This is a genomic window from Streptomyces sp. SCA2-17 (assembly GCF_044336695.1).
Map to the genome: position 1 here is coordinate 866,353 of NZ_CP117521.1, position 15,601 is coordinate 881,953.

Sequence of the window (15,601 nt, forward strand, 5' to 3'; positions counted from 1 at the left end):
GAATGAGACGCACATGTCTCACACGGGTTGCCGCCGTCTCATCCGGACCGCGAGTGCACGGACCGCTGGAGGCGCTGCGGCGGCCGGGGGTACCGATGTCCCCCGGCCACCGCCGTCAGCCGCGCGCGGCCTCCGCCCACTCGCGCTGGACCGCCAGGTCCGCCTTGACCTCGCCGAGCTGGACCGCGACCGCGGACGGCGCGGTACCGCCCCGACCGCTGCGCGAGGCCAGCGCGCCGGGCACGCTCAGCACCGAGCGGACCTCGGGCGTCAGGTGCGGCGAGATGGCGGCGAACTGCTCGTCGGTGAGCCCGTCGAGCTCGATGCCCCGCGCCTCGCACTCCTTGACGCACTCCCCCGCCACCTCGTGCGCCACGCGGAACGGCACGCCCTGCTTGACCAGCCACTCGGCGATGTCGGTGGCCAGCGAGAAACCGGCGGGGGCCAGCTCCTCCATCCGGGCGCGGTTGACCGTGAGGGTGGCCATCATGCCGGTGAAGGCCGGGAGCAGGACCTCCAGCTGGTCGCAGGAGTCGAAGACCGGCTCCTTGTCCTCCTGGAGGTCCCGGTTGTACGCGAGCGGCAGCGCCTTGAGCGTGGCGAGCAGCCCGGTGAGGTTGCCGATGAGCCGCCCGGACTTGCCGCGCGCCAGCTCGGCGATGTCCGGGTTCTTCTTCTGCGGCATGATCGACGAGCCGGTCGAGAAGGCGTCGTGGAGGGTCACGAAGGAGAACTCCTTCGTGTTCCAGATGATGACCTCCTCGGCGATGCGCGACAGGTCGACGCCGATCATGGCCGTGATGAAGGCGAACTCGGCGACGAAGTCCCGCGAGGCCGTCCCGTCGATGGAGTTGCCTGCGGAGCCGCGCTCGAAGCCGAGGTCGGCGGCGACCGCCTCCGGGTCCAGCCCGAGGGAGGAGCCGGCGAGCGCGCCCGAGCCGTACGGCGAGACCGCCGTGCGCTCGTCCCACTGCCGCAGCCGCTCGGCGTCCCGCGACAGCGCCTGGACGTGCGCGAGCACGTGGTGGGCGAAGAGCACCGGCTGGGCGTGCTGCAAGTGCGTCCGGCCGGGCATGGCGACGTCCGGGTGCGCCTCGGCGAGGCCGACGAGCGCCTCCTGGAGGTCGGCGATCAGCCCGCCGATGATCCGGGCGTGGTCGCGCAGGTACATCCGGAAGAGCGTGGCGACCTGGTCGTTGCGGGACCGGCCGGCGCGCAGCTTGCCGCCGAGGTCGGGGCCGAGCCGCTCCAGCAGGCCGCGTTCGAGGGCGGTGTGCACGTCCTCGTCGGCGACGGTGCCGGTGAAGGTGCCGGCGGCGACGTCGGCCTCCAGCAGCCCGAGGCCGTCGATCATCCGCTGGAGCTCGTCGCCCGTGAGCAGCCCGGCCTTGTGCAGCACGCGGGCGTGCGCCCGGGAGCCGGCGATGTCGTAGGGGGCGAGCCGCCAGTCGAAGTGGACGGAGGCGGAGAGCTTGGCCAGCGCTTCGGCCGGGCCGTCGGCGAAACGGCCGCCCCAGAGCCGGACGTCGTCGGTGGTGCCGTTGCTCACTTGCGTGCTCCTCGTGGGGTGGTGGGGGCGGCCGGTCGGTCAGGCGGTCAGGCCAGGTCGCGCTTCGCGGCGATCTTCGAGGACAGGCCGAAGATCTCGATGAAGCCCTTCGACATCGACTGGTCGAAGGTGTCGCCCGTGTCGTAGGTGGCGAGGTTGAAGTCGTAGAGGGACTTCTCGGACTTCCGGCCCGTGACCACGGCCCGGCCGCCGTGCAGCGTCATCCGGATGTCGCCGGAGACGTGCTCGTTGGCCTCGGCGATGAAGCCGTCCAGAGCCCGCTTGAGCGGGGAGAACCACAGGCCGTCGTAGACGAGCTCGGTCCACCGCTGCTCGACCTGCCGCTTGTACCGGGCGAGCTCCCGCTCGACGGTGACGGCCTCCAGCTCCTGGTGGGCCGTGATCAGCGCGATCGCGCCGGGCGCCTCGTAGATCTCCCGGGACTTGATGCCCACGAGCCGGTCCTCGACCATGTCGAGCCGGCCGACGCCCTGCGCGCCCGCCCGCTCGTTGAGCTGCTGGATGGCCTGGAGCACGCTGACGGGCTTGCCGTCGATGGCGACCGGGACGCCCTGCTCGAAGGTGATGATCACCTCGTCGGCGTCGCGCGGGGTGGCCGGGTTGGCCGTGTAGTCGTAGACATCCTCGATCGGGGCGTTCCAGATGTCCTCCAGGAAGCCGGTCTCGACGGCCCGGCCGAAGACGTTCTGGTCGATGGAGTACGGCGACTTCTTGGTGGTGGCGATCGGCAGGCCCTTGGCCTCGCAGAAGGCGATGGCCTTGTCCCGCGTCATCGCGTAGTCCCGGACGGGGGCGATGCACTTGAGCTCGGGGGCGAGGGAGGAGATGCCGGCCTCGAACCGCACCTGGTCGTTGCCCTTGCCGGTGCAGCCGTGGGCGACGGTGGTCGCGCCGTGCTTCTGCGCGGCGGCCACCAGGTGCTTGACGATCGTGGGCCGGGAGAGGGCGGAGACCAGCGGGTACCGGTCCATGTAGAGGGCGTTGGCCTTGATCGCCGGGAGGCAGTACTCCTCGGCGAACTCGTCCTTGGCGTCGGCGACCTCCGCCTCCACCGCACCGCAGGCGAGCGCGCGCTTGCGGATGACGTCCAGGTCCTCGCCGCCCTGGCCGACGTCCACGGCAACGGCGATGACCTCGGCGCCCGTCTCCTCGGCGATCCAGCCGATGGCGACGGAGGTGTCCAGGCCGCCGGAGTAGGCGAGTACGACGCGCTCGGTCACGGGTTTCTCCTTACGATGCATTCGCTGATGGGTATAACTATGCACTCCACCGTATGGTTCGTCAATCCTCTTCAGGGGTCACTTTGCGTGGTGATCCGGTCACACAGACGGGCTCCCGGACCCCGAATTTGGATCACGCCGCCAAACAGGATATTTTCTTGTTGCACGCCCGACCGGGGAAAACCGGGAGGGACGAGCACCGGGACGTGGCGCAGCTTGGTAGCGCACTTGACTGGGGGTCAAGGGGTCGTGGGTTCAAATCCCGCCGTCCCGACCAGCGGATAACCGCAGGTCGGAAGCCGTTTCCTCGCACAGCGAGGGAGCGGCTTCCGTCGTTTTCCGGGCTCTCGCCGGACCGTTTACGGCAGGGCGACCCGTACGCCCTCGCGGAAGACGGCGGTCACCGCGTGGACGGCCGTGATGTCGGTGAGCGGGTCCCCCGCGACGGCCACGAGGTCCGCGTCGAAGCCGGGCGCGATGCAGCCCTTGCGGCAGGCGACGCCGCAAGCGCGGGCCGCGGCCGAGGTCGCCGCGCGGAGCGCCTCCAGCGGAGTGAAGCCCGTCTCCACCATGGCGGCGACGCTGTACGGATGGCTGCCGTGGGCCTTGACCGGGAAGATCCCCGAGTCGCTGCCGCAGACCACTCCCACGCCCGCCTCGCGCATCGCGGCCAGCCCGGCGACCAGGCCGGGGAGGCGGCGGGCGATCCGCGGCGGGGGCGGCGGGCCGCCGGGCAGGGACCCCAGGGTGAGGGAGGCGACCACGCCGAGGCGGACCATGTCGTCGAGCACCCGCCGGTCAAAGTCCACGCCGGGGTCGCTCTCGTCGCTCTCGTCGGTGATCTCGGTGACGAAGAAGCAGTGCTCGACCATGTCGAACCCGGCGGCCACGGCGTCGGCGATGCCGGCCGCGGAGTGCGCGTGCGCCGTGGCCGGAAGGCCGTGCCGGTGCGCCTCGCGCACGGCGGCGAGCAGCTCGGCGTGGCCGTACTGCACGCGGAAGGGGTCCGAGCCGGGGGTGAGGTCGCCGCCGGTCACCATCACCTTCACGACGTCCACACCGCGTACGGCCCGCTCGCGTACGGCCGCCCGGATCGCGTCGACGCCCTCGGCCTGCCCGCCGAGGAACCAGCAGTGGCCGCGGGCGGTCGTCAGGGGCGGGCCGGAGGCGAGCACGGTGGGCCCGGCGGTGGGGTCCTTGGCGGTCTCCTCCCGGATCCGCAGCGCGAGATATCCCCGGTCCCCCAGGTCGCGCACGGTCGTCACGCCCGCGGCGAGGGTCGCGCGGGCCGCGGCCCGCATGCGGTCGAGCAGCTCCTCGTCGCCGGCGCGCCGCAGCCGGCCGACGGCGTCCTCGCTCGCGTCGAACGCGAGGTGGACGTGGGTGTCCACGAACCCGGGCAGCAGCGTCGCCTCCCCCAGGTCCACGAGCGCGGCCTCCGCGGGCACGCTCCCGCCCGGCACCACGCCGGTGACGCGCCCGCCCTCCACCAGCACCGCGGGCCGTTCGACGGTCCCCGGGCCTATCCCGTCGAAGAGCTTCGCCGCGCGGATCGCCAGCATGTGTCCTCCCTCGCCCCACGCCTGCGGTTGGGCCGGTGTTCACGAGGCCGACGCCCTGCGCCCCTCGACATCCTGCCCACCCCGGCGGCGAGTTCACCCCCGGCACCCGCGGCCGCGTCCGGACGGCGCGTCAGCGCTCCTTCTGAGCCAGCCTCAGGAGGTGGTCCGCGAGGGCCTGGCCGCCCTTGGGGTCACGGCTGATGAGCATCACCGTGTCGTCGCCCGCGATGGTGCCGATGATCTCGTGAACGCCCGCCTGGTCGATCGCCGAGGCGAAGAACTGGGCGGCGCCCGGCGGGGTGCGCAGGACGACGAGGTTCGCGGACGCCTCCGCCGAGATCAGCAGCTCGCCCGCGAGGCGCGCCATGCGGGCCTCGGTCGCGGACTCGCCGAGCGGGGCCCGGGGCGTGCGGTCGCCGCCCTCGGAGGGAACGGCGTAGATCAGCTCGCCCCCGGTGTTGCGGATCTTGACCGCGCCCAGCTCGTCGAGGTCGCGGGAGAGCGTCGCCTGGGTGACGGTCAGGCCGTCGTCGGCGAGCAGCTTGGCGAGCTGGCTCTGCGACCGGACCGCCTGCCGGCCGAGGATGTCCACGATCCGGCGGTGGCGGGCGGTACGGGTCTGCGGTACGGCCTGTCCGCCGTGGAACGGCTCCGGCTCCTGCGCCTGGGTCATCGTCTCGTCAGTCTCCGCTTCGTCGTTCCCCGGGAGCAGCGGCGTCCAGGACACCCGGCAGTGCCCGGAGGAACGTTTCCACCTCATCTTCGGTGATGACCAGCGGCGGGGCCAAACGCACCACGTCGGGTGCGACCGCGTTCACCAGAAGGCCGGCGTCCTGTGCTGCCTGCTGCACCTTCGGTGCAAGGGGCTCGGAAAGGACAATACCCAGCAGCAGGCCCGCGCCACGGACGCGGTCGACCAGGGGGTGGCCGAGCGCAGCGATCCCGTCACGCAGCCGCTCCCCCGCCGCCGCCACGCGGGCGAGGATTCCCTCGGTCTCCAGGGTGTCGATGACGGCCAGGGCGGCGGCGCAGGCGACGGGGTTCCCGCCGAAGGTGGAGCCGTGCTGACCGGGTGTCAGCAGGTCGGCCGCCGCGCCGAAGGCGAGGGTCGCCCCGATGGGCAGGCCGCCGCCGAGGCCCTTGGCGAGCGTGACGACGTCGGGCTCGACGCCCTGTGCTTGATGCTCGAACCAGTGGCCCGTCCGGCCGATACCTGTCTGGATCTCGTCCAGGACGAGGAGGGTGCCGGTGGCGCGGGTGATCTCGCGGGCGGCGGCGAGATAGCCGGCGGGCGGGACGATGACGCCGCCCTCACCCTGGACGGGCTCCAGCACGACGAGCGCGGTGTCGGTGGTGACGGCGGCGCGGAGGGCGTCCTCGTCGCCGTAGGGGACGTGGGTGACGCCGGCGGGGAGCGGCAGGAAGGGGTCCTGCTTGGCGGGCTGGCCGGTGAGGGCCAGCGCTCCCATCGTGCGGCCGTGGAAGCCGCCGGTGGCGGCGACCATGTGGGGCCGCCCCGTACGCCGTCCGATCTTGAAGGCCGCCTCGACGGCTTCCGCGCCCGAGTTGGCGAAATACACGCGGCCCGGCCGGCCCGCGAGGCCGAGCAGCCGCTCGGCGAGGGCGACCGTCGGCTCGGCGGTGAAGAGGTTGGAGACGTGGCCGAGGGTGGCGATCTGGTCGGACACGGCCCGGACGACCGCAGGGTGCGCGTGGCCGAGGGCGTTGACGGCGATGCCGCCGACGAGGTCGAGGTACGGCTTGCCGTCGGCGTCCCAGACCGTGCTGCCCTCGCCTCGGACGAGGGGGATGCGGGGGGTGCCGTAGTTGTCCATCAGGGCGCCTTGCCAGCGCTCGGTGAGTTCCGCGTTGCTCACGGCTTCCGTGCCTCCTGTTCGGTTGCCGCTGGTGCCGCCGGTGCCGCTGAGTCCGGGACGACCATCGTGCCGATGCCTTCGTCCGTGAAGATCTCCAGCAGGATCGAGTGCTGGACGCGGCCGTCTATCACGCGGGCCGTGGTGACGCCGTTGCGGACGGCGTGCAGACAGCCCTCCATCTTGGGGACCATGCCGCTCGCCAGGTCCGGCAGCAGCGCCTCCAGTTCGCTCGCCGTGAGCCGGCTGATGACCTCGTCGCTGTGCGGCCAGTCCTCGTACAGGCCCTCGACGTCGGTGAGGACCATGAGCGTCTCGGCACCGAGGGCCGCGGCGAGCGCGGCGGCGGCGGTGTCGGCGTTGACGTTGTAGACGTGACCGTCGTCGGCGCTGCGGGCGACGGAGGAGATGACGGGGATGCGCCCGTCGTCGAGCAGGGCCTGGACGGCGCCGGTGTCGATGGCGGTGATCTCGCCGACGCGGCCGATGTCGACGCGCTCGCCGGCTATCTCGGCGTAGTGCTTGGTCGCGGTCATGGTGTGGGCGTCCTCGCCGGTCATCCCGACGGCGAGCGGGCCGTGCTGGTTGAGCAACCCGACGAGTTCGCGTTGGACCTGCCCGGCGAGGACCATGCGGACGACGTCCATGGCCTCGGGTGTGGTGACGCGCAGGCCGGCCTTGAACTCCGATACGAGGCCGAGCCGGTCGAGCTGGGCGCTGATCTGCGGGCCGCCGCCGTGCACGACGACGGGGCGCAGCCCGGCGTGGTGGAGGAAGACGACGTCCTGGGCGAAGGCCGCCTTGAGCTCGTCGTCGACCATGGCGTTGCCGCCGAACTTGATGACGACGGTCTTTCCGTGATGCCGCGTCAGCCAGGGCAGCGCTTCGACGAGGATGCGGGCCTTGGGGAGGGCGGTGTGTTTACGGGTCGTGCCCGCACCGTCCGTGAGGTCTGTGGTGCCTGTGCTGTCGGTGCTGTCCGTGGTCGTCATGAGGAGTACGCGCTGTTCTCGTGGACGTAGTCGGCGGTGAGGTCGTTGGCCCAGATGACGGCGGTCTCGGAGCCCTCGGCGAGGTCGGCGGTGATACGGATCTCCCGGTAGCGCATGTCGACGAGGTCGCGGTCGTCACCGACGGAGCCGTTGCGGCACACCCACACGCCGTTGATCGCGACGTTGAGCGCGTCGGGGTCGAAGGCGGCGGAGGTGGTGCCGATGGCGGACAGGACACGGCCCCAGTTCGGGTCCTCACCGTGCAGAGCGCACTTGAGGAGGTTGTTGCGGGCGATGGACCGCCCGACCTCGACCGCATCGTCCTCGGTAGCGGCGTTGATCACCTCGATACGGATGTCCTTGCTCGCCCCCTCCGCATCCCCGATGAGCTGGCGCGCAAGGTCGTCACACACAGCCCGTACCGCCTCGGCGAACACGTCCGGGTCGGGGGTGATGCCGGAGGCGCCGGAGGCCAGGAGCAGGACGGTGTCGTTGGTGGACATGCAGCCGTCGGAGTCGACACGGTCGAACGTCGTCCGGGTCGCCGCGCGCAGGGCGGTGTCCAGGCCGGGGGTGTCGATGTCGGCGTCGGTGGTGAGGACGACGAGCATGGTGGCCAGGCCCGGGGCGAGCATGCCCGCGCCCTTGGCCATGCCGCCCACCGTCCAGCCCTCGCCCTGGGCGACGGCCGTCTTGTGGACGGTGTCGGTGGTCTTGATCGCGATCGCGGCCTTCTCGCCGCCGTGCGCGGAGAGCCCGGCCGCGGCCTTCTCGATGCCCGGGAGCAGTTTGTCCATGGGCAGCCGGACACCGATCAGGCCGGTGGAGGCGATCGCGATCTCGCCCGCACTGTGACCGAGGACCTCGGCCGCCTTCTCCGCGGTGGCGTGGGTGTCGGCGAAGCCCTCGGGGCCGGTGCAGGCGTTGGCGCCACCGGAGTTGAGGACCACGGCGGAGACCTGACCGCCCTTGAGGACCTGCTGGGACCACAGCACCGGCGCGGCCTTGACGCGGTTGGCGGTGAAGACGCCCGCGGCGGCCAGGCGCGGCCCCTGGTTGACCACCAGGGCCAGGTCCGGGCTGCCGTTCTCCTTGATCCCGGCGGCGATGCCCGCCGCCGTGAAGCCCTGTGCTGCCGTGACGCTCACTGCATCTCCTCCATCGCCCGCTTGCTCGTCGTGTGGGTGGCCGTGCTGTACCTGGCCGTGTCGCACGGCACCAGCCGTGCCAGAAGGGTCGCGATGACCCGGCGCACGCTCATGGCGCCACTCCTGTGGCCGTCAGCCCCATGTCCTCGGGAAGGCCGAGGGCGATGTTCATGCTCTGCACCGCGCCACCGGCAGTGCCCTTGGTGAGGTTGTCGATCGCGCTCACCACCACGACCCGCCCGGCCGCCTCGTCCAGCGTGACCTGGAGCAGTGCGGCGTTGGAGCCGTACACCGCGGCGGTGGCCGGCCACTGCCCCTCGGGCAGCAGGTGCACGAACGACTCGTCGGCGTAGGCCTCCTCGTACGCGCTCCGCAGGCTCTCCGCCGTAACGCCGGGGCGGGCCTTGGCGCTGCACGTGGCGAGGATGCCGCGGGACATGGGGGCGAGGGTGGGCGTGAAGGAGACCGTCACGCGCTCCCCCGCAGCTGCGGAGAGGTTCTGGACGATCTCCGGGGTGTGCCGGTGGCCGCCGCCCACGCCGTACGGGCTCATGGAGCCCATGACCTCGGAGCCCAGCAGGTGCGGCTTGGCCGCCTTGCCCGCACCCGACGTCCCCGACGCCGCCACCACCACCGCCTCCGGCTCCACCAGCCCCGCCGCATACGCCGGAGCCAGCGCCAGCGACACCGCCGTCGGATAACACCCGGGCACGGCAATCCGCCGCGCCCCCTTCAGCCCCTCCCGGCCACCCGGCAACTCCGGCAACCCGTACGGCCACGTCCCCGCATGAGCAGACCCGTAAAACCGCTCCCACTCCGTCGCATCCCGCAGCCGGAAATCCGCACCGCAATCCACCACCAGCGTCCCCTCACCCAGCCCAGCGGCAACCCCCGCCGACTGACCATGCGGCAACGCCAAAAACACCACGTCATGCCCGGCCAGCACCTCGGCGCTCGTGGCCTCCAGAACCCGCCCGGCCAGGGGAAGCAGATGCGGCTGCACGGCGCCGAGGCGCTGGCCCGCGTTGCTGTTCGCGGTGAGGGCCCCGATCCGTACGCCGGGGTGCGCGAGGAGCAGGCGCAGCACTTCGCCGCCTGCGTATCCGCTCGCTCCTGCCACTGCCACACGTACTGCCATCGGGCCCCTCCTGGTCGATGGCATGACTATACGAATGAATGAAGATTTATGCAATGGCGCTACGTGAATCGCAGTACGCGCTTCACAAGGCCCGCGGGGCTTGCGGTCGACCACCTGGGCTCGCGTGAGATCGCGCGTCAGGTCGTCGCGTGAGATCACGTCCGATCGGCGACCTGCGGCGAGACCGGGCGCTCGAAGAAGGTCTCCAGCACGACCGTCGCCTGGGTCCCGCTAACCCCGTCGATTGCGTAGAGCCGGCGCAGCACGTCCTGGAGCTGCTCGGTGGTCGTGGTCCTGACTTTCAGCAGCACTGAGGCGCTGCCGGCGATGACGTGCGCCTCCAGGATCTCGGGGAGCGCGGCGAAGTCCTTCGCCGAGTCGCCCATCCAGGCGGTCGAGTCGACCATCACGTAGGCCAGGACGCCGCCGCCCACCGCCGCCGGGTCCACCTCGACCGTGGTGCGCCGGATGACGCCGCGCTCCCGCAGCTTGCGCACGCGCTCGTGGGCCGCACCGGCGGACAGGCCCACGGCCCGGCCCAGCGCGGCGTAGGACTGGGTGGCGTCCTGCTGGAGCTGCGCCAGCAGGGCGCGGTCAATATGATCCACAGCTCCCCATTCGCTATAACCTTGCGAAGACCATAGCCCATCTTGCAATCTCGCCACCAAGCCGAAGAATATTCGGCTCATATTTGTGGAGGGGACCCATGACCAGCGAGCGCCCTGCGCTGTACGAGATGTTCGACGACCGGTTCCGCACCGGGCAGTGCATGAACGGCGATGACCGCTTGGAGGTGCTGTACACGGGGTGCCGCTGGGCCGAGGGGCCGGTCTACCTCCCGGCCTGGAGGCAGGTGATCTGGAGCGACATCCCCAACGACCGGATGCTGCGCTGGGACGAGGAGACCGGTGCCGTCAGCGTCTTCCGCCGCTTCGCCGGGCACACCAACGGCAACACCCTCGACCGCCGGGGCCGGTTGATCACCTGTGAGCAGGGCAACCGCCGGGTGACGCGGACCGAGCACGACGGCACGATCACGGTGCTGGCCGACCGCTGGCAGGGCAAGCGGCTGAACAGCCCGAACGACGCGGCGGTGAAGTCGGACGGCTCCATCTGGTTCTCCGACCCCGACTTCGGCATCACCAGCGACTACGAGGGGTACCGCGCCGAGAGCGAGATCGGCGCCAGCAACGTCTACCGGATCGACCCGGACAACGGTGAAGTACGCCTGGTCGCCGACTGCTTCGCGGCGCCGAACGGCCTGGTCTTCTCGGCCGACGAGCGGCAGCTGTTCGTCTCCGACACCCGGGCGGGCTGCATCCGGGTCTTCGACGTGCGGGACGACGGCACGCTCTCCGACGGAGAGGTCTTCGCCGACGCCGGGCGCCGCAAGAACGCGCGCTTCGACAACCTCCGCTTCGACGACGACGGCCGGCTGTGGGCGGCCGCGATGGAGGACGGGGTGCACTGCTACGACTCCGACGGCACGCTGATCGGGCGGCTCGACATCCCCGAGACGGTGGCCAACATCTCCTGGGGCGGAGCCAAGCGCAACCGTCTCTTCATCACCGCCCGGACCAGCCTCTATTCGGCGGTCATGGGCGTCACGGGCACGCACCCGACGGGCCCGGGGCACCGGCGCCGGCCGCCCCGTCCATCAGGGCGGTGACATACGCGTCCAGCCGCTCCTCGACGGCTCGCGTCGTCAGCTCCGTCCTCCCCGCCTCCCGCCACGGCCGGGACACCGCCCGCACCTCTTCCGAGAACGCCAGCCCGCTCCGCACCCGCCAGTACAGCCGCTCGCTCGCGGCCGCCGCCGGCACGCCGCCGGCCTCCTCGTAAGCCTCGGCGAACCGCAGACCCCACCCCGGGCCGTGCAGCAGCGCGAGATTGGTGGAGCAGTGCGCCACATCGAGATCCGCCGGCCCCCAGGAACTCGCCGCCCAGTCGACGACGCCGGTGATCCGGGCGCCTGCCGGACTTGAGGGCGGCACGTCGAACAGCACGTTGCCGGGCTGGAAGTCCCGGTGCAGGAGTCGCCCTTCGTAGGGCGGCGCGGGCCTGCGGATCAGCTCGATCGCCGCGGCCCACGCCGCCGCGTCGGCACCCTTCGGGGTCACGACGGAGTCGGCGGTCGTCAACGCCACGTACTCTCGGGGCCGCACAACGGGTCGCAGCGCGTGGATCGCCACGAGTTGGCGGGCCAGCAGAGGGACGCGCGTCTCCAACCCCTCGTCGTCGAGGACCGTCCGGCCCGCCATATGCGTCATCAGGAGCGACGGATACTCGCAATGCGCGGCGGTCCGGTCGACCGCGACCAGCCCAGGAGCCGGCACGCCGGTCCCCGCCAGCAGGGTCAGGGCGCCGGACTCCCTGTCCAGCCGGGCCTCGGCGTGCTCCGCGGTGGTGAAGGTCCGGAGCACCAGGTCGCGGGTGCCTCCGTCCCGCGTGCTGATGGTCAGCCTCCGCATTTCGGCAGTGATGCCGCCGTGCAGCGCCTCGGTTCCGACGATCCGCTCGCCGGCCTCCAGGTGCCGGCTCACCCAGGCCAGTGTCCGCGGCCGGACAGCCGCCGCCTCATCGTGGTTGGTCACCGTGCCACCTCATCATCCGGACGCGGGCCTGCCGTAGCGACAGGCGGCGAGGGCGTCCGCGGGGGCCGGGGAGCCGGTGAGGGCCCTGCACGCCTGCTCGCGGACCGCAGCGTCCGGGTCCCGGGTGCACGTACCGCTCCAGCGGATCCGGCCGGTCCCGCAGCGCGGCGGCCTCCGCCCGGACAGCGGGGTCGTCGCGCTCGTGGGCCGCGAACGTCGTCGCGGACCACACCGGCTGGTCGACGTCCGGCTCGGTCAGGGCGCGGCCCAGCAGCTCCGCGAAGGACGGCTTGATCCCGTACTTCGGCTCCAGCTCGGTGAGGATCGCGGCGTGTCCGTTGCGTACGGTCAGGCCGCCGAGCGACAGCTCTTCGCACGCGCTTCCCCATCCCTCCCGGGCCGCCCTGCGTACGACCGGGCCCGTCGCCCCGGTTCTGCGGCGCAGTTCGCTCTCGACGCCGGTCACGTGCCAGTGCCGGGCGAGCCCCAGGGCGTCCCGTCCCTCGGCGTCCTTGAGGTACAGATACGCCCCCGCGCCCCCATGTCTCCGTATCACCTTTTTCATCCCCTTTGGGTCGCGCTTGCCCTGGAGCGCACTCCAAGATCTACGGTCTTGCCATGACTACGGACAACAGCACCGCCAGGACCCGCCAGGAGCGCTTCGACCACGGCATGGAGGTCCTGACCCGCATCGACGGAGAGAGCGGGCAGAAGGTCATCGACTCCCTGGCCGACATCTCGCCGGAGCTCGGCCACCAGGTCGTCTCCTGGGCCTTCGGCGACATCTACGACCGGCCCGGCCTGGCCCCCCGCGACCGGCAGCTGGTGACCCTCGGCATGCTCACCGCCCTGGGCGGCTGCGAGCCGCAGCTGGACGTGCACATCAACGCGGCCCTCAATGTGGGCCTCGCTCCCGAGGAGATCACCGAGGCGCTGCTGCACTCCGCCGTGTACTGCGGGATGCCCCGGGCGCTCAACGCCACCTTCGTGGCCAAGAAGGTCTTCGGGGAGCGCGGGCTCCTGCCCGTCGCGCAGGACTGACGCGCGCCTGTGCCCCGGGCGGACAGAACCGCCCCGGCCGGGCGCAGGGCCGGCCGGGGCGGAACGGTTTACCGTGTGCGGGCGCGTCAGGCCAGGGTCGCCAGGGCCTGGTTGAGCGTCGCCGACGGGCGCATGACGGCCGAGGCCTTCGTCACGTCGGGCTGGTAGTAGCCGCCGATGTCGGCCGGGGAACCCTGCACCGCGATCAGCTCGCCGACGATGGTGTCCTCCTGCTCGGTCAGCGTCTTGGCCAGCGGCCCGAACGCCTCCGCGAGCTGCGCGTCGTCGGTCTGCTTCGCGAGCTCCTGGGCCCAGTACATCGCGAGGTAGAAGTGGCTGCCGCGGTTGTCGATGCCGCCCAGGCGGCGGCTCGGCGACTTGTCCTCGTTGAGGAAGGTGCCGGTCGCGCGGTCGAGCGTGTCGGCGAGGACCTTGGCGCGGGCGTTGTCCGTGGTCGTCGCGAGGTGCTCGAAGCTGGCGGCGAGGGCGAAGAACTCGCCGAGGCTGTCCCAGCGGAGGTAGTTCTCCTTGACGAGCTGCTGCACGTGCTTGGGGGCGGAGCCGCCGGCGCCGGTCTCGAAGAGGCCGCCGCCGTTCATGAGCGGGACGACCGACAGCATCTTCGCGCTCGTGCCGAGCTCGAGGATCGGGAACAGGTCGGTCAGGTAGTCACGCAGGACGTTGCCGGTGACGGAGATGGTGTCCTCGCCGCGGCGGATGCGCTCCAGGGAGAACTTGGTCGCCTCGACCGGCGACATGATCTCGATCTGCAGGCCCTCGGTGTCGTGCTCCGGCAGGTACGCCTTGACCTTCTTGATGAGCTGCGCGTCGTGGGCGCGGGTCTCGTCGAGCCAGAAGACGGCCGGGGCGCCGGTGGCGCGGGCGCGGGTGACGGCGAGCTTGACCCAGTCGCGGATCGGGGCGTCCTTGGCCTGGCACATGCGGAAGATGTCGCCCTGGCCGACCGTCTGCTCCAGCACGGCGTTGCCGGCGGCGTCGAGGACGCGGACCGTGCCGGTGACGGGGATCTCGAAGGTCTTGTCGTGGCTGCCGTACTCCTCGGCCTTCTGGGCCATGAGGCCGACGTTCGGCACGGAGCCCATCGTCGCCGGGTCGAAGGCGCCGTTCGCGCGGCAGTCCTCGATGACGGCCTGGTAGACGCCCGCGTAGCTGCTGTCCGGGAGGACGGCGAGGGTGTCGGCCTCCTGGCCGTCCGGGCCCCACATGTGGCCGGAGGTGCGGATCATGGCCGGCATGGAGGCGTCGACGATGACGTCGCTCGGGACGTGCAGGTTGGTGATGCCCTTGTCGGAGTCGACCATCGCCAGGGCGGGGCCCTCGGCGAGCTCGGCGTCGAAGGAGGCCTTGATCTCGTCGCCCATGTGGGGCAGCGTCTCCAGGCCCTTGAGGATGCCGCCGAGGCCGTCGTTCGGGGTCAGGCCGGCCGCGATGAGCACCTCGCCGTACTTCGCGAAGGTCTTCGGGAAGAAGGCGCGGACCACGTGGCCGAAGATGATCGGGTCGGAGACCTTCATCATCGTGGCCTTCAGGTGCACGGAGAACAGCACGCCCTCGGCCTTGGCGCGGGCGACCTGCGCCGCGAGGAACTCGCGCAGCGCGGCGACGCGCATGACGGAGGCGTCGACGACCTCGCCCGCGCGCACGGGGATCGACTCGCGCAGGACGGTGGTGGAGCCGTCGTCACCCTTGAGCTCGATGCGGAACGTGCCGTCCTCGGCGACGACCGCGGACTTCTCGGTGGAGCGGAAGTCGTCGACGCCCATCGTGGCGACGTTCGTCTTCGAGTCGGCCGACCAGGCGCCCATGCGGTGCGGGTGCGCCTTGGCGTAGTTCTTGACCGACGCGGGGGCGCGGCGGTCGGAGTTGCCCTCGCGCAGGACCGGGTTGACGGCGCTGCCCTTGACCTTGTCGTAGCGGGCGCGGATGTCGCGCTCCTCGTCGGTCTTCGGGTCGTCCGGGTAGTCCGGCAGGGCGTAGCCCTGGGACTGAAGCTCCGCTACGGCGGCCTTCAGCTGCGGGATGGACGCCGAGATGTTCGGCAGCTTGATGATGTTGGCCTCGGGCGTCTTGGCCAGCTCACCCAGCTCCGCCAGGGCGTCGTCGATCCGCTGGCTCTCCTCGAGGTACTCGGGGAAGCCGGCGATGATGCGCCCGGCCAGGGAGATGTCACGCGTCTCCACGGTGACCCCGGCCGTCGAGGCGTAGGCCTGGACCACAGGCAGGAACGAGTGCGTGGCCAGGGCCGGGGCCTCGTCGGTGTGCGTATAGATGATGGTCGAGTCAGTCACCGGGTGCTCCGCTCCACGTCTGTAACATTGCTCGACATCAAGATATCTCGTGCCGGGGCCCCTCTCGACAGGACCCTGGCCACACTCACGTGTCACATCGGTGTCCTCCCGTCCGTCATCTCTTCGACGGATCGCGACGGAAGAGTGTGACCG

General features: G+C 71.3%; 14 protein-coding genes and 1 tRNA gene. 3 read left to right on the forward strand and 12 right to left on the reverse strand.

All coding sequences use genetic code 11. The features are described 5' to 3' along the window. Nucleotides 1-115 precede the first annotated feature (115 nt). The gene (argH, locus tag PS271_RS03835) at nt 116-1,549 is read right to left on the reverse strand and encodes an argininosuccinate lyase (RefSeq protein ID WP_398380093.1); all 1,434 of its coding nucleotides are present in this window, start codon (nt 1,547-1,549) and stop codon (nt 116-118) included. Between the two features lie 47 nt (nt 1,550-1,596). Further along, nucleotides 1,597-2,790, reverse strand: a complete 1,194-nt coding sequence (locus PS271_RS03840; RefSeq protein WP_356286669.1) for an argininosuccinate synthase — start codon at nt 2,788-2,790, stop codon at nt 1,597-1,599. Nucleotides 2,791-2,990: 200 nt separating this feature from the next. Here PS271_RS03840 and PS271_RS03845 point away from each other — a divergent pair. Further along, nucleotides 2,991-3,067 (forward strand) — tRNA-Pro (locus tag PS271_RS03845). An 82-nt stretch (nt 3,068-3,149) separates the two neighbouring features. On the opposite strand, the gene PS271_RS03850 is transcribed toward PS271_RS03845, so the two are convergent. The 7 genes from PS271_RS03850 to PS271_RS03880 form a co-directional block, all read right to left on the reverse strand. Further along, on the reverse strand, nt 3,150-4,352 hold the full coding sequence (locus PS271_RS03850; protein ID WP_398380096.1) for an amidohydrolase family protein: 1,203 nt from the start codon (nt 4,350-4,352) through the stop codon (nt 3,150-3,152). Between the two features lie 130 nt (nt 4,353-4,482). Further along, on the reverse strand, nt 4,483-5,025 hold the full coding sequence (locus PS271_RS03855) for an arginine repressor (protein ID WP_120759949.1): 543 nt from the start codon (nt 5,023-5,025) through the stop codon (nt 4,483-4,485). A gap of 7 nt (nt 5,026-5,032) precedes the next feature. After that, the gene (locus PS271_RS03860) at nt 5,033-6,229 is read right to left on the reverse strand and encodes an acetylornithine transaminase (protein WP_398380098.1); all 1,197 of its coding nucleotides are present in this window, start codon (nt 6,227-6,229) and stop codon (nt 5,033-5,035) included. After that, complete coding sequence (gene argB, locus PS271_RS03865) at nt 6,226-7,218, reverse strand: acetylglutamate kinase (protein ID WP_398380100.1); 993 nt, start codon at nt 7,216-7,218, stop codon at nt 6,226-6,228. Before argB ends, PS271_RS03860 begins: the two co-directional genes overlap by 4 nt. After that, complete coding sequence (gene argJ / locus PS271_RS03870; protein WP_398380102.1) at nt 7,215-8,366, reverse strand: bifunctional glutamate N-acetyltransferase/amino-acid acetyltransferase ArgJ; 1,152 nt, start codon at nt 8,364-8,366, stop codon at nt 7,215-7,217. The genes argB and argJ overlap by 4 nt, the downstream gene beginning before the upstream one ends. A gap of 109 nt (nt 8,367-8,475) precedes the next feature. Continuing rightward, nucleotides 8,476-9,504: an N-acetyl-gamma-glutamyl-phosphate reductase gene (gene argC / locus PS271_RS03875; protein ID WP_398380104.1), complete on the reverse strand. Its 1,029-nt coding sequence runs from the start codon at nt 9,502-9,504 to the stop codon at nt 8,476-8,478. A gap of 155 nt (nt 9,505-9,659) precedes the next feature. Then, entirely contained in the window at nt 9,660-10,112 is a 453-nt protein-coding gene (locus PS271_RS03880) for an Lrp/AsnC family transcriptional regulator (protein WP_398380106.1), read from the reverse strand. A gap of 98 nt (nt 10,113-10,210) precedes the next feature. Between PS271_RS03880 and PS271_RS03885 the strand changes: the two genes are divergently transcribed. Next, nucleotides 10,211-11,173 carry an SMP-30/gluconolactonase/LRE family protein gene (locus tag PS271_RS03885; RefSeq protein WP_398380108.1) on the forward strand — a complete coding sequence of 321 codons (963 nt, stop codon included), beginning with the start codon at nt 10,211-10,213 and terminating at the stop codon, nt 11,171-11,173. Here PS271_RS03885 and PS271_RS03890 read toward each other — a convergent pair. Then, on the reverse strand, nt 11,109-12,098 hold the full coding sequence (locus tag PS271_RS03890) for a phosphotransferase family protein (RefSeq protein WP_398380110.1): 990 nt from the start codon (nt 12,096-12,098) through the stop codon (nt 11,109-11,111). The genes PS271_RS03885 and PS271_RS03890 overlap by 65 nt on opposite strands. Further along, on the reverse strand, nt 12,082-12,663 hold the full coding sequence (locus PS271_RS03895; protein WP_398380112.1) for a hypothetical protein: 582 nt from the start codon (nt 12,661-12,663) through the stop codon (nt 12,082-12,084). Before PS271_RS03895 ends, PS271_RS03890 begins: the two co-directional genes overlap by 17 nt. 53 nt (nt 12,664-12,716) lie before the next feature. Between PS271_RS03895 and PS271_RS03900 the strand changes: the two genes are divergently transcribed. Beyond that, entirely contained in the window at nt 12,717-13,139 is a 423-nt protein-coding gene (locus tag PS271_RS03900; protein ID WP_356286690.1) for a carboxymuconolactone decarboxylase family protein, read from the forward strand. An 86-nt stretch (nt 13,140-13,225) separates the two neighbouring features. Here the strand turns inward: PS271_RS03900 and PS271_RS03905 are convergent, their stop codons facing one another. Next, nucleotides 13,226-15,448, reverse strand: coding sequence for an NADP-dependent isocitrate dehydrogenase (locus PS271_RS03905; RefSeq protein WP_398380114.1), 2,223 nt, complete (start codon nt 15,446-15,448; stop codon nt 13,226-13,228). Nucleotides 15,449-15,601: the final 153 nt, after the last annotated feature.

Coding starts and splice junctions, on each gene's coding strand:
- PS271_RS03855 (WP_120759949.1), bottom strand. CDS start 5,025: ATGACCCAGGCGCAGGAGCCGGAGCCGTTCCACGGCGGACAGGCCGTA.
- argB (WP_398380100.1), bottom strand. CDS start 7,218: ATGACGACCACGGACAGCACCGACAGCACAGGCACCACAGACCTCACG.
- PS271_RS03885 (WP_398380108.1), top strand. CDS start 10,211: ATGACCAGCGAGCGCCCTGCGCTGTACGAGATGTTCGACGACCGGTTC.
- PS271_RS03895 (WP_398380112.1), bottom strand. CDS start 12,663: ATGAAAAAGGTGATACGGAGACATGGGGGCGCGGGGGCGTATCTGTAC.
- argC (WP_398380104.1), bottom strand. CDS start 9,504: ATGGCAGTACGTGTGGCAGTGGCAGGAGCGAGCGGATACGCAGGCGGC.
- PS271_RS03900 (WP_356286690.1), top strand. CDS start 12,717: ATGACTACGGACAACAGCACCGCCAGGACCCGCCAGGAGCGCTTCGAC.
- PS271_RS03850 (WP_398380096.1), bottom strand. CDS start 4,352: ATGCTGGCGATCCGCGCGGCGAAGCTCTTCGACGGGATAGGCCCGGGG.